We start from the raw sequence: 17,496 nt of genomic DNA, 5'->3' as shown, positions 1-17,496 counted from the left end.
GAAATGCGGCGATTTCGGCGATGCCAACTCGTTACGAATGTGAGGGGTGCACATTCGTGCATCCCCGTGTTACAACTGCCATTAATTGATCTCAAAGATAAACAAAGGGGCGGGTGGTACCCATGACGTACAAGCCGCCCAACGGTGCTTCGGGCGGCGCTCCGCCGGCGGGTCCCGCCGCGCTGCGCCGGGCGAACCTCTCCCTGGTGCTGCGCGAGCTGCGCGACCACAAGTCCCTGTCCCGCGCCCACATCGCCGAGGCGACCGGGCTGCACCGGGCCACCGTGTCCAACCTCATGGCCGAGCTCCTCGAACGGCGTCTGGTACGCGAGGTCGGCGTCGAGCACGTCGGCGCGGTCGGCCGCCCCAGACGGGCGGTCGCGCTGCACGGCGCGCACGTCGGCGCCCTCGGCATGGAGATCAACGTCGACTACATCGCGGTCCACGGCACCGATCTCAGCGGCCGGATCCTGGTCGAGCGCCGGGTCGTCTACGACGCCATGGGCAGCGGCCCGGACAGCGCCGTGCGCCGGCTCGGGCTCGTGGCCAAGGAGGCCGTGGAGGCTATGCGGCGGGCCGGAGCGTCGCCGGCCGGCATCGTGGTGGCGGTCCCCGGGCTCGTGGACGTGGCACGCGGCGTCGTGACGCTCGCGCCGAACCTCTACTGGCACGACCTGCCCCTGGCCGAGCAGCTGAGCTCCCTGCTGGGCCCGCTGCGCGTGCCCGTGCGGGTGGACAACGACGCGAACCTCGCCGCGCTGGCCGAGTACACCTCCGGCGTCGCCGCCGGCACGCCGTACCTGGTGTACCTCACCGGCGAGGTCGGGGTCGGCGGCGGCATCATCCTGGGCGGCGAGCTCCTGCGCGGCGCGGACGGATTCTCCGGCGAGGTCGGGCATCTGCAGGTGGACCCGAACGGCGCCCAGTGCGGCTGCGGCCGCATCGGGTGCTGGGAGACCAAGGTCGGCCTGGCCGCGCTCGTCCGCGCGGCCATGCCCGAGCAGGCCTACGGGCTGCCCGGCATGCCGGTGCCCGACCCCGGCGAACGGGTGGCCGACCTCGCCAGGGGCCTGGCCTCCGGCGACCGGCGCATGACGACGGCGGTGGCGCAGGTCGGCAAGTGGCTCGGGCTCGGCGGCTCGATCCTGGCCAACCTGTTCAACCCGCGCGTGATCGTCATCGGCGGCTACTTCGCCTCGCTGGCGCAGTGGCTGCTGCCGCATGCGCAGGATCAGCTGCAACGGCTCATGGTGGCCGCTCCCGCCGCCCAGTGCCGGTTCGTCGCCTCCACTCTCGGCTTCGGCGCCGCCTCCCGCGGCGCCGCCAGCATGGTGGTCAGCGACACCCTCGACGACCCGACGACGATCATTGATTCACCGCCCCGGCCGGTACCTCACTGACGGCCCCACATGCCTGGAGACGGCACCCTCCAGCACCCCGCACCATCCGCTACCACCCAGTGGCAACAGCGCGGCGGCGCGCGCCTTGCCTGACGTCCCCCCGGTCAGGAAGGGTTTTCCATGTCACCACGTCATCGAACGTGGGCCAGGCTGCTCAACGCGGTCCTGCCAGCACGCGGACGGCGCCCGAGGCGCCGGACCGCTACGACGATGGCCTTGGCCCTCGTCGCCCCCTTCGTCACCCTCCTCGCGGCGCCCGTGAGCGCCGAGGCCGCCACGGCGGCCGAGCCCGCGTTCAAGGTGCTCGTCTTCTCGAAGACGACAGGCTTCCGGCACGACTCGATCCCCGAGGGCATCGCGGCCGTGCAGCAACTCGGCCAGGAGAACAACTTCGCGGTCGACACCACCGAGGACAGCGCGCAGTTCACGGACCAGAACCTGGCCCAGTACCAGGCCGTGGTCTTCATGTCCACGACCGGTGACCCGCTGGGCACGCAGGACCAGAAGGACGCCTTCGAGCGCTACATCCAGAACGGCGGCGGCTTCGTCGGCGTCCACGCCGCCGCCGACAGCGGCTATGACTGGGCCTGGTACGGCGAGCTGGTCGGGGCGTACTTCAAGTCGCACCCGGCGATCCAGCAGGCCACGGTCAAGGTCGAGGATCCGGCGCACCCGTCCACGAAGGACCTGCCGGCGACCTGGACCCGTACCGACGAGTGGTACGACTACCAGGCCAACCCGCGCAGCAAGGTCCACGTGCTGACGTCGATGGACGAGAAGTCCTACACCGGCGCCACGATGGGCGCCGACCACCCGAACACCTGGTGCCACGACTACGACGGCGGCCGTTCCTGGTACACCGGGCTCGGCCACCTCAAGGAGAACTACAGCGAGCCCAACTTCCTGAAGCTGCTCCTCGGCGGCATCCAGACCGCCGCCGGCGCGGTCAGGGCCGACTGCTCGGCCTCGCAGAGCAGCAGCTTCGAGAAGGTCACGCTCGACGACAACACCTCGAACCCGATGATGGTGGACGTCGCCAAGGACGGCCGGGTCTTCTACATCGACCGGCTCGGCGATGTCAAGATCATCAAGCCGTCCGGCGGCACGGTGACGGCGGCGCAGCTGGACGTCTTCACCGCCAACGAGAGCGGCCTGCTCGGGCTCACGCTCGACCCCGGCTTCGACACCAACCACTGGGTGTACCTGTTCTACTCGCCCACCGGGACGAACGTCGACCGGCTGAGCAGGTTCACCGTCACCGGCGACACCCTGGACCTGGCGAGCGAGACGCGGATCCTCGACGTCCCGGTCCAGCGGGCCGAGTGCTGCCACCACGGCGGCGGCATGGTGATGGACCCCAGGACCGGCGATCTGTGGCTGGGCACGGGCGACAACACCAACCCGTTCGCCTCCGACGGCTACACGCCGATCGACGAGCGGTCCGGCCGCGCCGGCTGGGACGCCCAGCGCACCTCGGGCAACACCAACAGCCTGAGCGGCAAGCTGCTGCGGATCCACCCCGAGCCCGACGGCACCTACACCATCCCGTCCGGCAACCTCTTCCCGCCGGGCACGGAGAAGACCAAGCCGGAGATCTACGGCATGGGCTTCCGCAATCCGTTCCGCATCGGCCTCGACCCGAAGACGGGCCACATCATGCTCGGCGAGTACGGCCCTGACGCCAACTCGGCGAGCGCCACCCGGGGCCCGCAGAACACGGTCGAGTGGAACCTCGTCTCCGAGCCGGGCAACTACGGCTGGCCCTACTGCGTCGGCAACAACACCCCGTACATCAACTACGACTTCGCCACCCAGCAGTCGGGGGCGCCGTTCAACTGCACCGCGCCGGTCAACGACTCCCCGAACAACGACGGCCTCACCGACCTGCCCACGATGGTGCCCGCGACGGTCTGGTACCACTACGCGGCCGACCCGCAGAACTTCCCGGAGCTGAGGGGCGGCGCGCCGATGGGCGGCCCGGTCTACCGCGCCGACCCGGACCTGCAGTCGGACGTGAAGTGGCCGGAGTACTGGGACGGCAAGGCCGTGTTCGGCGAGTGGAACAACGACCAGGTGTGGTCGTTCCAGCTCGACGAGAGCGGCACCGAGCTCGTGGAGATGAACCGCATCCTCGGCTCCCTGTCGTTCAAGAAGCCGATGGACATGAAGTTCGGCCCCGACGGCGCGCTGTACATGATCGAGTGGGGCTCCGGCTTCGGCGGCGACAACGCCGACTCCGGCATCTACCGGATCGACTACATCAAGGGCACCCGGCCGCCGATCGCCCGCGCCACGGCGGACAAGACGGACGGGCCGCTGCCCCTGGCCGTCACGTTCTCCAGCGAGGGCAGCCGGGACCCGGACGGCGAGCCGCTCACGTTCGCGTGGGACCTCGACGGCGACGGCGACACCGACTCCACCGACCCCAACCCCTCCTACACCTACGAGGAGGGCGGCGACTACAACGTGGTCCTGACCGTCACGACCCCCGGCGGCAAGACCGCCACCGCCAGTGTCGAGATCAACGCGGGCAACACCCGTCCCACCGTCACGGTGGACCTCCCGCCGAACGGCGCCTTCTTCGAGTTCGGCGACCAGGTGAAGTTCAAGGTGACCGCCACCGACCCCGAGGACGGCACGATCGACTGCGACAAGGTGCAGATCCAGGCGATCCTCGGTCACGAGAGCCACGGCCACCCGCTCGACCAGCACACGGGCTGTGAGGGCACCCTGCAGACCCAGCAGGCCGGCCACGGTGAGTACGACAACCTCTTCTACGTGATCGAGGCCAGCTACACCGACGAGGGGGCCAACGGCGCCAAGGCCCTGACCGGGCGGGGCGAGACGCTCCTGCAGCCCAAGCGCAAGCAGGCCGAGCACTTCACGCAGACAGGCCGGGTGGCCGACGGCGTGGGCACCGACGCCGCGGGTGTCGAGGCCGAGGCCACGAGCGACCCGCAGGGCGGCAATCAGCACATCGGGTCCGTCCAGGACGGCGACTGGTGGTCGTTCGACCCGGTGAACCTGTCGAACCTCACCGCGATCCGGTTACGCGCCTCCTCGGGCGGCCCCGGCGGCACCGTCCAGGTCAGGGCGGGTGACCCCGAGACCGGCACGCTGATCGGCTCGGCCGAGGTGACGCCCACCGGCGGCTGGCAGACGTTCACCGACGTCACGCTCGACGTGAACGGCGCGCCGGCGGAGAGCGGACCGCTGTACTTCGTCGTACGCAAGCCGGCGAGCGCGGCGAACGACGCCGACCTGGCGAACTTCAACTGGGTCGACTTCGTCGGCCAGGGCGCCACGGACAACCAGCGTCCGGTCGTGACCGCGACGGCGACGCCGGTGACGGGCGTCGCCCCGCTGACGGTCGACTTCGAGGCGACGGCCACCGACCCGGAAGGCGACCCGATCACCTACAAGTGGAACTTCGGCGTGACCGGCGCGCCGGAGCCCACCACGGCCGAGGCGAGCCACACCTACACCGCGCCGGGCAACTACACGGCCGTGGTGACCGTGTCCGACGACAAGGGCGCGTCGGCCACCGCGGAGGTCCAGGTCAAGGTGGACGCGCCGGCCGCGGTGTGCTTCACCGGACGTTCCGACGACTTCCTGGGCGGCCAGCTCGACCGGGACCGCTGGTCGGTCATCAGGGAGAACCAGGACCTCAGGGTCGCCGACGGCAAGCTGGTGATCCCGACCTCGACCACCGACATCTACAGCACGGGCGGCAACACGCCGAACATCGTGGTGCAGCCGGCGCCGTCGGGCGCCTGGACCGCCACCGCCAAACTCACGCTGGACGCGAGGGACGCGTACCAGCAGGCGGGCTTGATCATCTACGGCGACGACGACAACTACGCCAAGATGGTGCTGCAGGCGCGCTCCACCTCGGGTCCGAACCACGCCGACCGCATCTTCCAGTTCATCCGGGAGGAGAACGGCAGCCCCAACGAGGTGTCGCAGAGCAACACGGCCACTCTCGGGGACGCCTACCCCGACACGGTGTACGTGCGGTTCATCAGCGACGGAACGAACATCACCGCCCACTACTCCGCCGACGGCACCACGTTCACCGCGATGCCGCAGACCAAGCCGCTCGCCGGGATCACCGACCCGAAGATCGGCATGATCTCCCTGGCGGGGGCCGACCACCCGGTGGTGGACGCGTCCTTCGACTGGTTCCACATCACGCCGGACGACAGCGCGACCGGGGCGGACCCGGACGACGAGTTCGACGGCACCGCGCTCGACGCCTGCCGCTGGACCGCGATCGTGCGCCCCGACGCCACGGCGGTGCGCGTGAGCGACGGCAAGCTGGAGCTCGACACCACGACCGGTGACATCTACGGGACCGACAACACCGGCCCGAAGAACCTCATCCTGCAGCCGGCCCCGAACGGCGACTGGACGCTGGAGACCAAGGTGGACGCCTCGGCACTCAACGAGCGGTACCAGCAGGGCGGCCTCATGGTGTACACCGGCGACGACGACTACGTGAAGCTCGACTTCCTCACCACCAACGCGGCCGGGTCGACAGCGGCGCGGAGCATCGAGCTGCGCAGCGAGGTCGGCGGCACCGTGCAGAACCCGCAGCCGCAGGTGAACAACCTCACCACCGGCATCTGGTGGCTGCGCCTCAAGAAGGAGGGCGACACCTACTCCGGTTCCTACTCCGCCGACGGGGAGACCTGGACGGACCTGTCCGCCGCGGTGCAGAACAGCGCGGTGGCCACCGACGCCAAGGTCGGCGTCTACACGATCGGCACCAATCAGTCGGCGTCGAAGAAGGTCACGTTCGACTACTTCCGCCTCGCCAAGGCGGCGGCCGTCGACCTGGCGGTCTCCGCCTCGTCCCGCTGCATCGGCACCTCGGCGTACGTGGCGCTCACGGCCGTCAACGGCTCCGACGTGCCGGTGACGGTGACGCTGACCACCCCGTTCGGCTCGAAGACCGTGGCCGACGTGACCCCGGGCAAGCAGGCGTACCAGTCCTTCAACAGCCGGGCCGGGCAGATCGACGCCGGCACGGTGACCGTGAAGGGAGTCGCGACGATCGGCGGCGAGCAGGTCACCTCGTCGTACGACGCCGACTACCCGGCGCTCAGCTGCGGCTGACCGCACCGGCGGTGACCACGGTCCGCGCGACCGCAGTCACCGCCCCCAGCAGAACCGGGGCCGGCCGGCCGATCGGCCGGCCGGCCCCACCCCCCAGCGATGGAGCGAAGACATGAGAATCAACAGGACCACGCAACTGCTCGCCGCGGCGGTGCTCGGCGTCGCGCTCGCGGGCGTCGGCGTGGCCGGTCCCGCGGTGGCGGCCGACGACCCCGAGGAGGGCATCGACGTCACGGTGACGATCGAGCCCGGCACCCCGGGCCAGGTGTCCATGACCGTCGCCGACAACGGCGGCGTGTCCCTTCAGGAGGACGGCTCCAACGCCGCCGCCCGCCAGTTCGTCGGCACCCTGCCGACGGTCACAGTGACCGACACCCGCCGGCCCGAGGAGATCCCCGCCGGCGACTTCTGGGCGGTCGTCGGCCAGGCCGGCGAGTTCACCGCGACGAGCGGCTCCGCGCCGCCCATCGGCCCGCAGTACCTGGGCTGGCGGCCGCGCCTGCTGACCGACTCCTCCTCCGGGGCGGTAGAGGCCGGCGAGCCCGTCTCCAGTGTCATCTCGGACGGCTCGGGAGCGCCGGCCGTCGGTCTGCAAGGCCAGGAACTGCTGGTCTCGACGGCGAACTCCGCCGACGAGATCGGCACCTGGCAGGTCAACGCCGACCTCATGCTGCGTACCCCCACCGACGTCACCGCCGGCGAATACCACTCGACCCTCACGCTCTCCCTGTTCAACCAGTCCTGAACGGCAACCGGTCCCGAACGTTCACCTGGTCCTGAACCGGAGGCAGGACGCCATCGCCCGCTCCGGCCGTCCGGGGCCCGCGCCCGCCCGGCGCGGGCCCCGGACGGCCACGACGAGACTGGAGACCTCTGTTGACCGCAAGCCGCCCGCGAGACGTCCCCGCCCGCCTCGCCGTCCTCCCCGCTCTCGGCGTCGCGCTGCTGGCCGCCATGGTGGCGTTCGCCACCCCGTCCGGCGCCGACACCACCTGGTCGGTCGTGCCGGCCAACGCCGGCGGTCCCGACGGCCGCAGCGTCATCGACCTCGAACTCGCCGGCGGCCAGCAGGTCGTCGAGCACGTGGCGGTCATCAACCGCTCCACCGAGCCGGTGGACTTCGCGATCGACGCCAACGACGGCTACCTGACCGCCAAGGGCTATTTCGACATGCGGCCCTCCGACGCCGAGCCCGCCGACGGCGGTGCCTGGATCACGGTCCCCGAGAAGGTGACCATCGCCGCCGGGGCCACCTCCGTCGTTCCCGTGACGGTGTCGATCCCCCGGAACGCGACGCCGGGGGACCACCCCGCGGGTGTGACCGCTTCCCTGGAAACCGTCTCCGGCCAGGTACGGGTCCAGAACCGGGTGGGCGTCCGCCTGAACATCCGCGTCACCGGCGACTACGTGGCCAAGCTGGCCGTGACCGGCGTACGGGCCGAGTACGTGGGCTCGTGGAACCCGTTCGCCGCCGGATCCGTCGAGGTGACCTACACCGTGGCCAACGAAGGCAACGTCCGGCTGGTCACGGACAACCACGTGCTGACGTCCACGCTCGTGGGGGAGGGCGGCTGGAACGACCCGTCCGCGGCCAGGGCCAGGGAGCTCATGCCGGGCGGCAGCCGCACGTTCGTCGCCCGGGTGCCCGGCGCGTGGCCGCTGGGACCCATCGGCACGACCGTCACGGCGGTCCCCTCGCCCGCGGGGGAGCAGCTTCCCGGCGTCGCCGTCCGGCGGGCGGCGGTCGGCACCACGGTGTGGGCGCTGCCCTGGCCGCAGCTCGGCTCCCTCGCCCTCCTCGTCCTCGCCTTCTTCGCCATCCGGCTGAACGCCGCCAGGCGCCGCAGGCGCATCGAAAAGCTGATCATGCTCGCCCGCCAGGAAGCGTCTGCGGAGGCGTGAGCGCTCCCGGCAACCGCTCCCAGGAGGTGACCACCATCAACCGACCCAAGCAGCCGGCCCCGACCCGACCCAAGCAGCCGGCCCCGATCCGACCCAAGCAGCCGGCCCCGACCCGACCCCAGCAGCCGGCCTCGACCCGGCTCGGGCAGTCGGCCCCGGCCCGGCCCGCGACGCGGGGCCGCGTGCTCGCCCTCGCCCTCGCGTTCGCGCTCGGCGCGCTCGTCGCCGGCGGAGTGGTGTTCGGCGTGACCCGGCCGAGCTCGATCGAGCAGGCGGCCGACCGCCTCCGCGCCGAGTCCGCGCTGCGCGACCGGACACAGATCAGGACCCTGACGGAGCTGGCCCGCGACACGCGGACCCGGCTCCTCCCCGTGCTCGACGGGCTCGCCCCGGCCCTGCCCGGCGACGGCCCCGCGGGACCCGTCGCGGTGACCGCCGCCGACGTCGAGGCGTGGCGGCAGGCCGCCGACGCGGCCGTCCAGGGCTTCGCCGACCCGCCGTCCGGCGAGACCGCCACCAACGTGGCGCGGTCGAGTCTCGCCTCCGCCGTGCGGCAGTTCGCCACGGCCGTCGACACCTACACGATGGCGCGGGACCTCACGGGACCGGCCCGCGCCGCCGCCCTCGACCTGGCCGCACGGCAACGCGCCGACGCGCTCTTCGCCTGGTCGATCGGGGCCACCGCGCTCGACGCCGTGAACGTCGACGCAGGCAACGGCCACCAGCATGTGTTCCTGCCCACATCACCCGGCGAAGGGGCGCTCACCCCCGACACCGAACCCGAGGGGAGTCACCACCAGTGAAAAAGGCACCGGCATACGTCCTCACCGTCCTGCTGGCCGGGCTCGCGCTGGTGCTCGGCGCACCGGCCGCCGCGGCCCACGGCGGGCCGATCAAGCTGGAGGTGACGGGAGACGGCGCCGACAACGTCAACGTGCTGGTGACGTACAAGAAGGACGGCCATCCCGTCACGGAGATCGTGGAGGCGACGCTGAAGGCGACCTCGGCCGACGGCCGGTCCTTCGGGCCGGTGCCGCTCAGGTCGGCGCCCGAGGGCCAGAACCTCTACCACTCCGCCGAGCCGCTGCCGGACGGGGAGTGGCGGGTCACCGTGACCGCGACCGAACCGTCCAAGGCGAAGAAGACGGTACGGGTGAAGGCGGGCGTGGTCGCCGCCCCGCCCGCCGTCGCGGCCCTCCCCGCACAGGACCGGACGACGAGCCAGGCGACGGCCGCCGCGGCGACGACCGAGAGGGACGACGACGGCGCGACGGGGATGCCCTTCAAGATCGGCATCATCGTCCTCGCGGCGCTGGCGGCCGTCGCGGCCTGGATCGTCTTCGCCCGGCGCCACACCCGCGCGGGCGCCGGACGCTGACGGACCTCGCGGGCCGGCCGCGGCCCGTGCGGTTCAGGCCGGGGGCAGGGCGGGGTGGTGGAGGGCGTCGAGCTCGACGGCCGGGATACGGGCAGGTCAGCGGAGCAGTTCGATGACGGGCTTCATGGCACGCATGCCGTCTCCCACCACTCCCTGGATAAGCGTGACGTAGCTGGACCTGTAGCGCTCGCGGTTCTGCCGGAGCTTGTCGGCGATCTGCTCCGCCGTACCGACGAGAAAGCCGGGGACGTGTTCCCGTGACCCTTGGGAAGGCGCGAGGCTGCGAAAGTGACACGATCCCTGATATGTGATCCACCGCACACGCGGTGGGGAGCGCCTATCGGCTCCTGCCCGCGTTGTGCCGCACATCGATGACAGGAACCTCCCCCGAGGTGTGGACACCTTGAGCACCGGATGATGGGGATCCGGAGACAAGGAGTTCCACGCGTCGCCGAAGGCCGACGAGCCGAGCCGCTTTCTCGTTCAGGGCTTCGGAAGCAGCGCGGCCAAGGGCAGGGAAGGGTGGAATTCGGCCCTATGGCTTCCTGGGAGCCTTGCCCTGAAATTTTCAATCTGTTTTCAGACTGAACGACGCGACACGTGCCAGTAAAACGGCATGGGGGCGCCGCCCCGTCCCTTCAGGGGAGCGAGCCGCGCCTTGACGGTACCCGCATGCCTCGTATTTGCTCCGTCGCACCACCACCCATCGGCAGGAACGGGGCGCGGCAAAGCAATGTGAACGATGACACGGTTCCTCCGCCGTGTCCTCCCATCACGCCGGCTCCGCACAGATGAGAGGACTGATTCGCTCATGTTAACGCTAACTGACGCCCTGGCACCGTACCTCCCAGTGGTGCCACAGGCAGGTGAGTGATGATACGGCGTAAATCCGTCCTCGCCGCTGTCATCGCGGCGGCGCTTCTCGCAATGGCCACCGGTGGTACGGCGCTGGGCAGCAGCGAGACCACGTCCCGCGCGGCGAGCGCCGCCGCCGCCACGACGCCAGGATGCGGCAAGACTCCAACGCTCAGAAGCGGCACCCATACGATCCAGAGCGGCGGCCAGACTCGCTCCTTCATCCTGAGAATTCCCGACAACTACGACAACACCAACCCCTACCGGTTGATCTTCGGGTTCCATTGGCTGGGCGGCACCGCCAACGACGTCGACTCAGGCGGGAGCAGCGGATTCACCTGGTCTTACTACGGGCTCAGGCAACTGGCGAACAACACCGCGATCTTCGTCGCCCCCCAGGGCCTGAACAACGGCTGGGCCAATTCCGGCGGGCAAGACCTGACCTTCGTCGACAACATGATCAGCCTGATCGAAGCAGACCTGTGCGTCGACACCACGCAGCGGTTCGCCGGAGGCTTCAGCTACGGCGGCGGCATGAGCTACGCCCTGGCCTGCGCCCGGGCGACGGTGTTCCGCGCGGTCGCGGTCTACGCCGGCGCACAGCTCAGCGGATGCAGCGGCGGCACCCAGCCCATCGCCTACATCGGGCTCCACGGTCTCAGGGACAACGTGCTCAACATCTCGCAGGGCCGGTCGCTGCGCGACACGTTCGTCAGGAACAACGGGTGCACCGCCCAGAATCCGCCCGAGCCGGCACAGGGCAGCCTGTCGCACGTCGTCACCGCCTACTCGGGATGCCGATCTGGATACCCGGTCGTGTGGGCGGCGTTCGACGGGGGGCACACCCCTGGCCCAGTGGACGGGACCACCGCCGAGGACGGCGCACGGACCTGGACCAAGCAAGTGGTGTGGAACTTCTTCAACCAGTTCCAGAGCACGGACGACACCACCCCGCCGACCACTCCGGGCACTCCCGCCGCCTCCGGCGTGACCGCCACCAGCGCAACCCTGACCTGGACGGCATCCACCGACCAGGGCGGCTCCGGCCTGGCGGGTTACACCGTCTACCGGGAGCAGGGCGCCACCGACCCGCAGCTCGGCCAGTCCACCACCAACTCGATCACCCTGACCGGGCTGAGCGCCGACACCGAATACCAGGTCTACGTACGAGCACGCGACGGCGCGGGCAACCTGTCGGCCAACTCCGCGTCCGTCACGTTCACCACGACCTCGACCGGTGACGACACCACGCCACCCACCGCCCCGGGCGGACTGGCGGCCTCCGGCACCACCGCCAGCGGCACCAACCTGTCCTGGGCCGCTTCCACTGACAACGTGGGGGTCGCCGGCTACGACATCCTGCGCGCACCCGGGGCTACCGGCGGCACCTTCACCCAGGTCGGCACCTCGGCCACGACCTCGTACAGCGACACGGGCCTGACCCCGAACACCACCTACCGCTACCAGGTCCGCGCGCGGGACGCCGCCGGCAACCTCTCGCCGGTGTCCGACACCGTCCAGGTCACCACCAGCGGCACCACCACCGAAACCTGCTCGGCGACGCCGACCGTGCAGACCCAGTGGAGCACCGGCTATGTGATCCAGCCGCTGACCATCACCAATACCAGCACCTCGACGATCACCAATTGGACGGTCACCTTCACGCTCCCGGCCGGGCACACACTGACCGGCTCGTGGAACGCCACCATCACCACCAGCGGGCAGACCGTCACGGCCAAGAATGTGAACTACAACGGCACGCTGGCCCCCGGAGCCACCACCACCTTCGGCTTCCAGGCCAGCCGCCCCAACGGCGACACGGCCCTGCCATCCGGACACACCTGCACTAGCGCGTGACCTCACGACCGGATATCGGCCCAGCCCTCGGCGAACATCTCGGTGGGGCTGGGCCGCACCCGTTCTTCCTCACCGCTGCTGACAGCACTGGCGCGCTGGTGAGGGCGCGGTCTCTGTGCCCGCATGCGAGAAGGCCACCCGCGGTGAAAGCGGACGGCCCTCTGGGAGGGTACGGGCGATTGATCACTGCCCTGGATAAGATCCGCGTGGCCGGACCGGTGGGCCGGCGCGCGTCGACAGCGGGACCGGGTGCCGTGCTGGTGATCGCCATGACTGCGCACCTTTGCTCGAGGAGGCTCTCCTCCTCAGCATCACGATGCCGCTATTCGCCACCTTTCCGCGGGCAATCGCGGGACGGGGCGCTCCGGAGCCGGAGAAAGGGAATCAGAACAAGGCCCTGTCGCGGGTGCACACCTCACGCAGCAGCCGCACGTACCGGCGCGGGATCGTCCGCGCGGTAGATTCGTCGAACACCGCCGTCGCGTACTCCGGCTCCGCCGACAACGCCCCGTCCAGTAGCCGCTCCACCTGAAGGGTGAGGTCGAAGTTCGACGAGCGGGCGTGCACCAGCATGGGGGTGACCTCCGGCTCGCCCAGCCGCAGCGACGCCTCCTCGGTCAGCCGACACCGACGATCCGTACGGGGCGGTGTATCGGCTGATGGAGGCGGCGCCGGCGGGCAGTTACCTGCTCTCCCACGTCAGCAGGACCGATGTGGATCCTGAGCTGTACAAGATCTTGTTGGCGGCCAACGCCGACAACCTCAGCAACCCGATCACGTACCGGACGGCGGAGGAGATCGCTCTCTTCTTCGACCAGCCGGACCGGGACCTGCTGCCGCCGGGCCTGGTGGACGTGCAGCGCCGGCAACCGGACGGCCTCGCCGATGACTTCACCCCGGGGCGGGTGCGGGTTTGGGCGGTGTGGCCCGCAAACACTGAAGGCCACGGAGCTGTTGATCATGGCCGATGCCTTGTCGCACCTACACCGCCGGTAGATGGCCACGTAGGTGATGCCGGGGCCCGTGGTCGGCCTCCTCTGCCTACTGAACATCGGGGGTTGCGTACGTGTCCATCCGCGCGTTTGCGACGGTACGAAGCGGTCTGCATGCTCGGCACCTGCTGTCCGGCGTCGCCAGCGGGAGCCGTCAGCGACTATGGTGATCAGCTTCTGGGGCGATCGGCGGCGTGGAGGTGTCGGACGGCGGTCGGACGCGGTCGCGGAGCCGGCGGGCTCGGCCATACCAGGCGGGTACGTCGCGCTCGTCGTCGAACCAACGGGCCACCGGCACGTCCGTGGAGGAGTGCAGCAGGATCGAGGCCACGATCGTCACCGCCACCAGCTGGAAGATCTGCTGGGAGGCGGCGATGCCGGAGGCGAGCACGATCAGCCCATACACCACCGAGGCGAACCCCTTCGGCCCGAACCAGGCGACCGCGGCCTGCTCTCGCACCGACAATCCGGCGCCCAGGAAGGAGATCCAGATCGCCAGCGGCCGGGCCAGCACCAGCGCCAAGATCGCGAACAGCCATCCCGTCCAGCCGACCGAGCCCAGCAGGGCAGGCGTGATCAGCGCGCCGAACACCAGCAGCGCCGCCAGTTTGAACAGCTCCGCGATGAGCTCGCCGAAGTGCTCGAACGACTCGCGCTGGCGCGGCCCGAAGGTGGCCACCGTGATGCCGGCGGAGAACGCGGCCAGGAACAGGTTGCCGTGCGTGACCTTGCCCAGGGCCAGTACGAGCAGGCCGATGGCGAAGGCGTTGAGCGACTCGTACTGGGTGGAGGCGGCGAAGAACCGGGTGCGCTCCAGTTTGATCGCCAGCCACGGCACCGCGACGCCGATCAGCACCCCGAGCCCCAGCTCCAGCGCCAGATCGCCGAGGTGCAGGTCGCCCGAGCCGGCCGCGATGGCCAGGAACACCATGACGAACGGCAGCGCGAGCCCGTCGTTGACGCCCGACTCCACGTTCAGCAGGTGCCGCAGCCGGGGCGGCACCTTCTCGTTGCCCACCAGGGCCGCGGCGAACACCGGGTCGGTGGGCGCCAGGATGGCGCCGATCAGCAGTGATTCGATCCAGCCCAGGCCGAGCAGGTAGTGGGCGCCCAGTGCGGTGACCGCGAGGGTGAGCGGCAGCCCCCAGCCGAGCGCGCGCCCCGGCAGCCGCCACGCCGAGCGCAGATCTTGCCAGCCGACCCGCATGCCATCGGTGAACAGCACCGCGAACAGCGCAAGCTCCGCCAGCGTGCCCACCAGCTCGTCCTCGGCCGTGATCGACACGACGCCGAGCACGCCGTCGCCGAGCACGAACCCGGCCACCAGGAACAGCGCGGCCGTGGACAGAATCGTGCGGTGGGCGAGGCTGGACAGCAGCACCGCCAGCAGCAGCAGACACGCGAATGCCGTCAGCAGCGCCATAGGTCATCTCCGTAGGGATACATCGGGGCAATCGTCTCATTCTTCACTCGGTACGCAGGTCCCGGCGCTGAAAGGCGACGGTTCCCGCCAGCAGGAGCGCGGCCGTGACGCCGAGCAGCCACAGGAAGGGCGCCGGGGTGATGTCGTCGCCGGGCACCTGCGGCAGGTGGGCGAACGGCGACAGATCCCGTACGCGCTGATCGATCCGCAGCAACTGGCCCAGCTGACCGAGCAGCACGAAGGCCACCAGCGCCGCCCAGGCCAGCGCCACCAGCCGGGGCAGCACCCCGAACAGGAACGCCGCCAGGCCCACGAGCACCCACACGGCCGGGACCTGGACGAGGGCGGCGGCCAGGACCCGGGCGGCCTGGGCGAGCGGTTCCCCGGCGCGCCATCCGTGCGCGAGCCCGGCGGCCAGCCCGGCCACGGCCATCAGCAGGGCGCTGCCGGTCAGCGCCCACACCAGGTGTCCGGCCAGCCAGCGCCGGCGCGGCACCGCCGCGGCCAGCACCGGTTCGGCGCGTGTGGCGGCCTCTTCACCGTGCGGGCGCGAGGCGGCCTGCACCGCGTAGCCGCCGGCCACCAGGGCGAGCATGCCCATCGCGGTGGCGATGAAGGCGTCCACCTGGGCGTCCCCGCCTCCCATCCGGGCGATCAGATCGGCGATCTGCCGGTTGGCGGCCACCATGTCGGCGACGCTCTCGGCCAGGGTGCCGAACAACGCCCCGGCGACGACGAAGCCGGCTGTCCAGCCCAGCAGAGCGCCGCGTTGCTGACGCCAGGCCAGGCCGAGCGGGCCACGCAGGTACGGCGCCGCCGTCGCGCGACCCGCCCGGCGCGCAAGCATGCCGGAGCCGAGGTCGCGGTTGCGTACCAGCAGCACCGTCGCGAGCACGGCGATCACGGAGACGGCGGCCATCAGGGCGAGCACCCACCACCGCTCGCCCGCGAACGGGCGCACCCGCGGCGCCCAGCCGAGCGGCGAGGCCCAAGACAGCGCCTCGGCGTCGGTGGCGTCCCCGGCCGCGCGGACGAGGAAGGACAGGCCGAGCAGGGCGCCGGCGCCGGCGTTGGCGGCGCGCGCGTACTCGGTGAGCTGGGCGATCGCGAGCGTGAGCGTGGCGAACAGCCACCCGGTCAGGGCGATCGCGGCGCCGAGCGCGAGCGAGCCGGGCACCGCGAGCCCCTGCCCGGCCAGGCCGAGCGCGACGAGCGCGCCGATGCCGGTGTTGGCCAGGGCGGCGACCAGCAGCGCGGCCGTGGCCGGGGCGTGGCGGCCAGTCGGGCCCGCGCCGAGAAGTTCGGCCCTTCCGGACTCCTCCTCGGCCCGGGTGTGCCGGGTGACGAGGAAGACGCTCATCAAGGCGGTCAGGACGGAGGCGATCGTCGTCACCCGCCAGGCGGTCAGGCCGCCCACCGACTCGGGGTCGAGGACCGGCCCGGTGAGCGCCCGCAGCGCCGGGTTCGCGCTGATCATGACGCCGAGCTCGCGCCGTCCGGGCAGCGACGGGTACAGCTCGGCGATCGCCGAGGCGGTGGCGACGACCACGCCCGCGACCAGCACGATCCAGACCGGTAGCAGCAGCCGGTCGCGGCGCAGCGCCAGCCGCACCAGCGTGCCGGTGCCGGCGCTCATCGCGGGCCGTCCTGGTAGTGGCGCAGGAACAGCTCCTCCAGCGTGGGCGGGTGGCAGGTCAGGCCGCGTACCCCGGCTTCGGCGAGCGCCCGGAGGACCGGGTCCAGCCGGTCGGGGTCCACCTCGAAACGGACCCGCGTGCCGTTCACCTCCAGGTCGTGCACGCCCGGGAGGGCGTCCAGCCCAACGTGGGGACGCGCGAGCCGAGCCTCGACCGTGGTGCGCTGGAGGTGGCGCAGTTCGTCGAGCGTGCCGCTCTCGACCGCCCGGCCGTCGCGGATGATGGTGACGCGGTCGCACAGGGCCTCGACCTCGGCCAGGATGTGGCTGGACAGCAGTACGGTGCGGCCCTCGCGCCGCTGCTCGGCGACGCACGCGCGGAAGACGGCCTCCATGAGCGGGTCGAGCCCGGCGGTGGGCTCGTCCAGCAGCAGTAACTCCACGTCGGCGGCGAGGGCGGCGATGAGGGCGACCTTCTGCCGGTTGCCCTTGGAGTAGGCGCGGGCCTTCTTTGACGGGTCGAGGGCGAACCGATCGATCAGCTCCGCCCCGCGTCGCCGGTCGAGCCCGCCGCGCAGCCGGCCGAGCAGGTCGATCGTCTCTCCGCCGGTGAGGTTCGGCCACAGCACGACGTCGCCAGGCACGTACGCGAGCCTGCGGTGCAGCTCGACCGCGTCGTGCCAGGGATGGCCGCCGAGCAGCTCGGCGTGACCGGAGTCGGCGCGCAGCAGCCCCAGCAGGACGCGCAGGGTGGTGGTCTTGCCCGCGCCGTTGGGGCCTAGGAAGCCGTGCGTCTCCCCGGCGCGGACCTCCAGATCCAGCCCGTCCAGGGCGTGGACGCGGCCGAAACGCTTGGTCAAACCGCTGATGAGCACCGCTGGATCGCCCGGCATGGGCACCTCCGCTGAATTCGACGGATGTGACGATGCCGACCA

At 70.9% G+C, this 17,496-nt stretch carries 11 protein-coding genes and 1 pseudogene; 8 read left to right on the top strand and 4 right to left on the bottom strand.

What is annotated here, in order from left to right:
* The first annotated feature begins 122 nt into the window (after nt 1–122).
* The 7 genes from ACGFI7_RS14675 to ACGFI7_RS14645 all read left to right on the top strand — a co-directional run bounded on the left by ACGFI7_RS14675 (nt 123) and on the right by ACGFI7_RS14645 (nt 12,510).
* Nucleotides 123–1,400, top strand: a complete 1,278-nt coding sequence (locus tag ACGFI7_RS14675) for an ROK family protein (protein ID WP_393404001.1) — start codon at nt 123–125, stop codon at nt 1,398–1,400.
* A gap of 210 nt (nt 1,401–1,610) precedes the next feature.
* Nucleotides 1,611–6,518, top strand: coding sequence for a ThuA domain-containing protein (locus ACGFI7_RS14670; protein WP_393403999.1), 4,908 nt, complete (start codon nt 1,611–1,613; stop codon nt 6,516–6,518).
* A 112-nt stretch (nt 6,519–6,630) separates the two neighbouring features.
* The gene (locus ACGFI7_RS14665; RefSeq protein ID WP_393403996.1) at nt 6,631–7,263 is read left to right on the top strand and encodes a hypothetical protein; all 633 of its coding nucleotides are present in this window, start codon (nt 6,631–6,633) and stop codon (nt 7,261–7,263) included.
* A gap of 131 nt (nt 7,264–7,394) precedes the next feature.
* Nucleotides 7,395–8,420, top strand: coding sequence for a hypothetical protein (locus ACGFI7_RS14660; protein WP_393403994.1), 1,026 nt, complete (start codon nt 7,395–7,397; stop codon nt 8,418–8,420).
* Nucleotides 8,417–9,223: a hypothetical protein gene (locus tag ACGFI7_RS14655; protein ID WP_393403992.1), complete on the top strand. Its 807-nt coding sequence runs from the start codon at nt 8,417–8,419 to the stop codon at nt 9,221–9,223. The genes ACGFI7_RS14660 and ACGFI7_RS14655 overlap by 4 nt, the downstream gene beginning before the upstream one ends.
* Nucleotides 9,220–9,798 carry a hypothetical protein gene (locus ACGFI7_RS14650; protein ID WP_393403989.1) on the top strand — a complete coding sequence of 193 codons (579 nt, stop codon included), beginning with the start codon at nt 9,220–9,222 and terminating at the stop codon, nt 9,796–9,798. Before ACGFI7_RS14655 ends, ACGFI7_RS14650 begins: the two co-directional genes overlap by 4 nt.
* 927 nt (nt 9,799–10,725) lie before the next feature.
* Entirely contained in the window at nt 10,726–12,510 is a 1,785-nt protein-coding gene (locus ACGFI7_RS14645; protein WP_393403987.1) for a cellulose binding domain-containing protein, read from the top strand.
* Between the two features lie 384 nt (nt 12,511–12,894).
* Here ACGFI7_RS14645 and ACGFI7_RS14640 read toward each other — a convergent pair whose 3' ends face one another.
* The gene (locus ACGFI7_RS14640) at nt 12,895–13,083 is read right to left on the bottom strand and encodes a hypothetical protein (RefSeq protein ID WP_393403985.1); all 189 of its coding nucleotides are present in this window, start codon (nt 13,081–13,083) and stop codon (nt 12,895–12,897) included.
* 59 nt (nt 13,084–13,142) lie between these two features.
* On the opposite strand from ACGFI7_RS14640, the pseudogene ACGFI7_RS14635 reads away from it, so the two are divergent.
* Nucleotides 13,143–13,415: pseudogene (locus tag ACGFI7_RS14635) on the top strand (SAM-dependent methyltransferase); the annotation flags it as partial.
* 241 nt (nt 13,416–13,656) lie between these two features.
* Here ACGFI7_RS14635 and ACGFI7_RS14630 read toward each other — a convergent pair.
* From ACGFI7_RS14630 to ACGFI7_RS14620, 3 genes are read right to left on the bottom strand one after another with little or no spacing between them, the layout of a single operon-like run.
* Nucleotides 13,657–14,925: a cation:proton antiporter gene (locus ACGFI7_RS14630; protein WP_393403983.1), complete on the bottom strand. Its 1,269-nt coding sequence runs from the start codon at nt 14,923–14,925 to the stop codon at nt 13,657–13,659.
* A 43-nt stretch (nt 14,926–14,968) separates the two neighbouring features.
* Nucleotides 14,969–16,561 (bottom strand): ABC transporter permease, encoded by a 1,593-nt coding sequence (locus ACGFI7_RS14625; protein ID WP_393403980.1) that lies wholly within the window; start codon nt 16,559–16,561, stop codon nt 14,969–14,971.
* Entirely contained in the window at nt 16,558–17,454 is an 897-nt protein-coding gene (locus ACGFI7_RS14620) for an ATP-binding cassette domain-containing protein (RefSeq protein WP_393403977.1), read from the bottom strand. Before ACGFI7_RS14620 ends, ACGFI7_RS14625 begins: the two co-directional genes overlap by 4 nt.
* Between the last annotated feature and the right edge of the window lie 42 nt (nt 17,455–17,496).

The organism is Nonomuraea sp. NPDC048826, from assembly GCF_043198225.1.
GTDB lineage: Bacteria > Actinomycetota > Actinomycetes > Streptosporangiales > Streptosporangiaceae > Nonomuraea.
The sequence above is the reverse complement of the archived record's forward strand: the minus strand, read 5'-3'. Positions and strand labels throughout refer to the sequence as shown.

Excerpts from the sequence above, each read along its gene's own strand:
- ACGFI7_RS14675 (WP_393404001.1), top strand. The coding sequence starts at position 123 with ATGACGTACAAGCCGCCCAACGGTGCTTCGGGCGGCGCTCCGCCGGCG.
- ACGFI7_RS14670 (WP_393403999.1), top strand. The coding sequence starts at position 1,611 with ATGGCCTTGGCCCTCGTCGCCCCCTTCGTCACCCTCCTCGCGGCGCCC.
- ACGFI7_RS14665 (WP_393403996.1), top strand. The coding sequence starts at position 6,631 with ATGAGAATCAACAGGACCACGCAACTGCTCGCCGCGGCGGTGCTCGGC.
- ACGFI7_RS14645 (WP_393403987.1), top strand. The coding sequence starts at position 10,726 with ATGGCCACCGGTGGTACGGCGCTGGGCAGCAGCGAGACCACGTCCCGC.
- ACGFI7_RS14640 (WP_393403985.1), bottom strand. The coding sequence starts at position 13,083 with ATGCTGGTGCACGCCCGCTCGTCGAACTTCGACCTCACCCTTCAGGTG.
- ACGFI7_RS14630 (WP_393403983.1), bottom strand. The coding sequence starts at position 14,925 with ATGGCGCTGCTGACGGCATTCGCGTGTCTGCTGCTGCTGGCGGTGCTG.
- ACGFI7_RS14625 (WP_393403980.1), bottom strand. The coding sequence starts at position 16,561 with ATGAGCGCCGGCACCGGCACGCTGGTGCGGCTGGCGCTGCGCCGCGAC.
- ACGFI7_RS14620 (WP_393403977.1), bottom strand. The coding sequence starts at position 17,454 with ATGCCGGGCGATCCAGCGGTGCTCATCAGCGGTTTGACCAAGCGTTTC.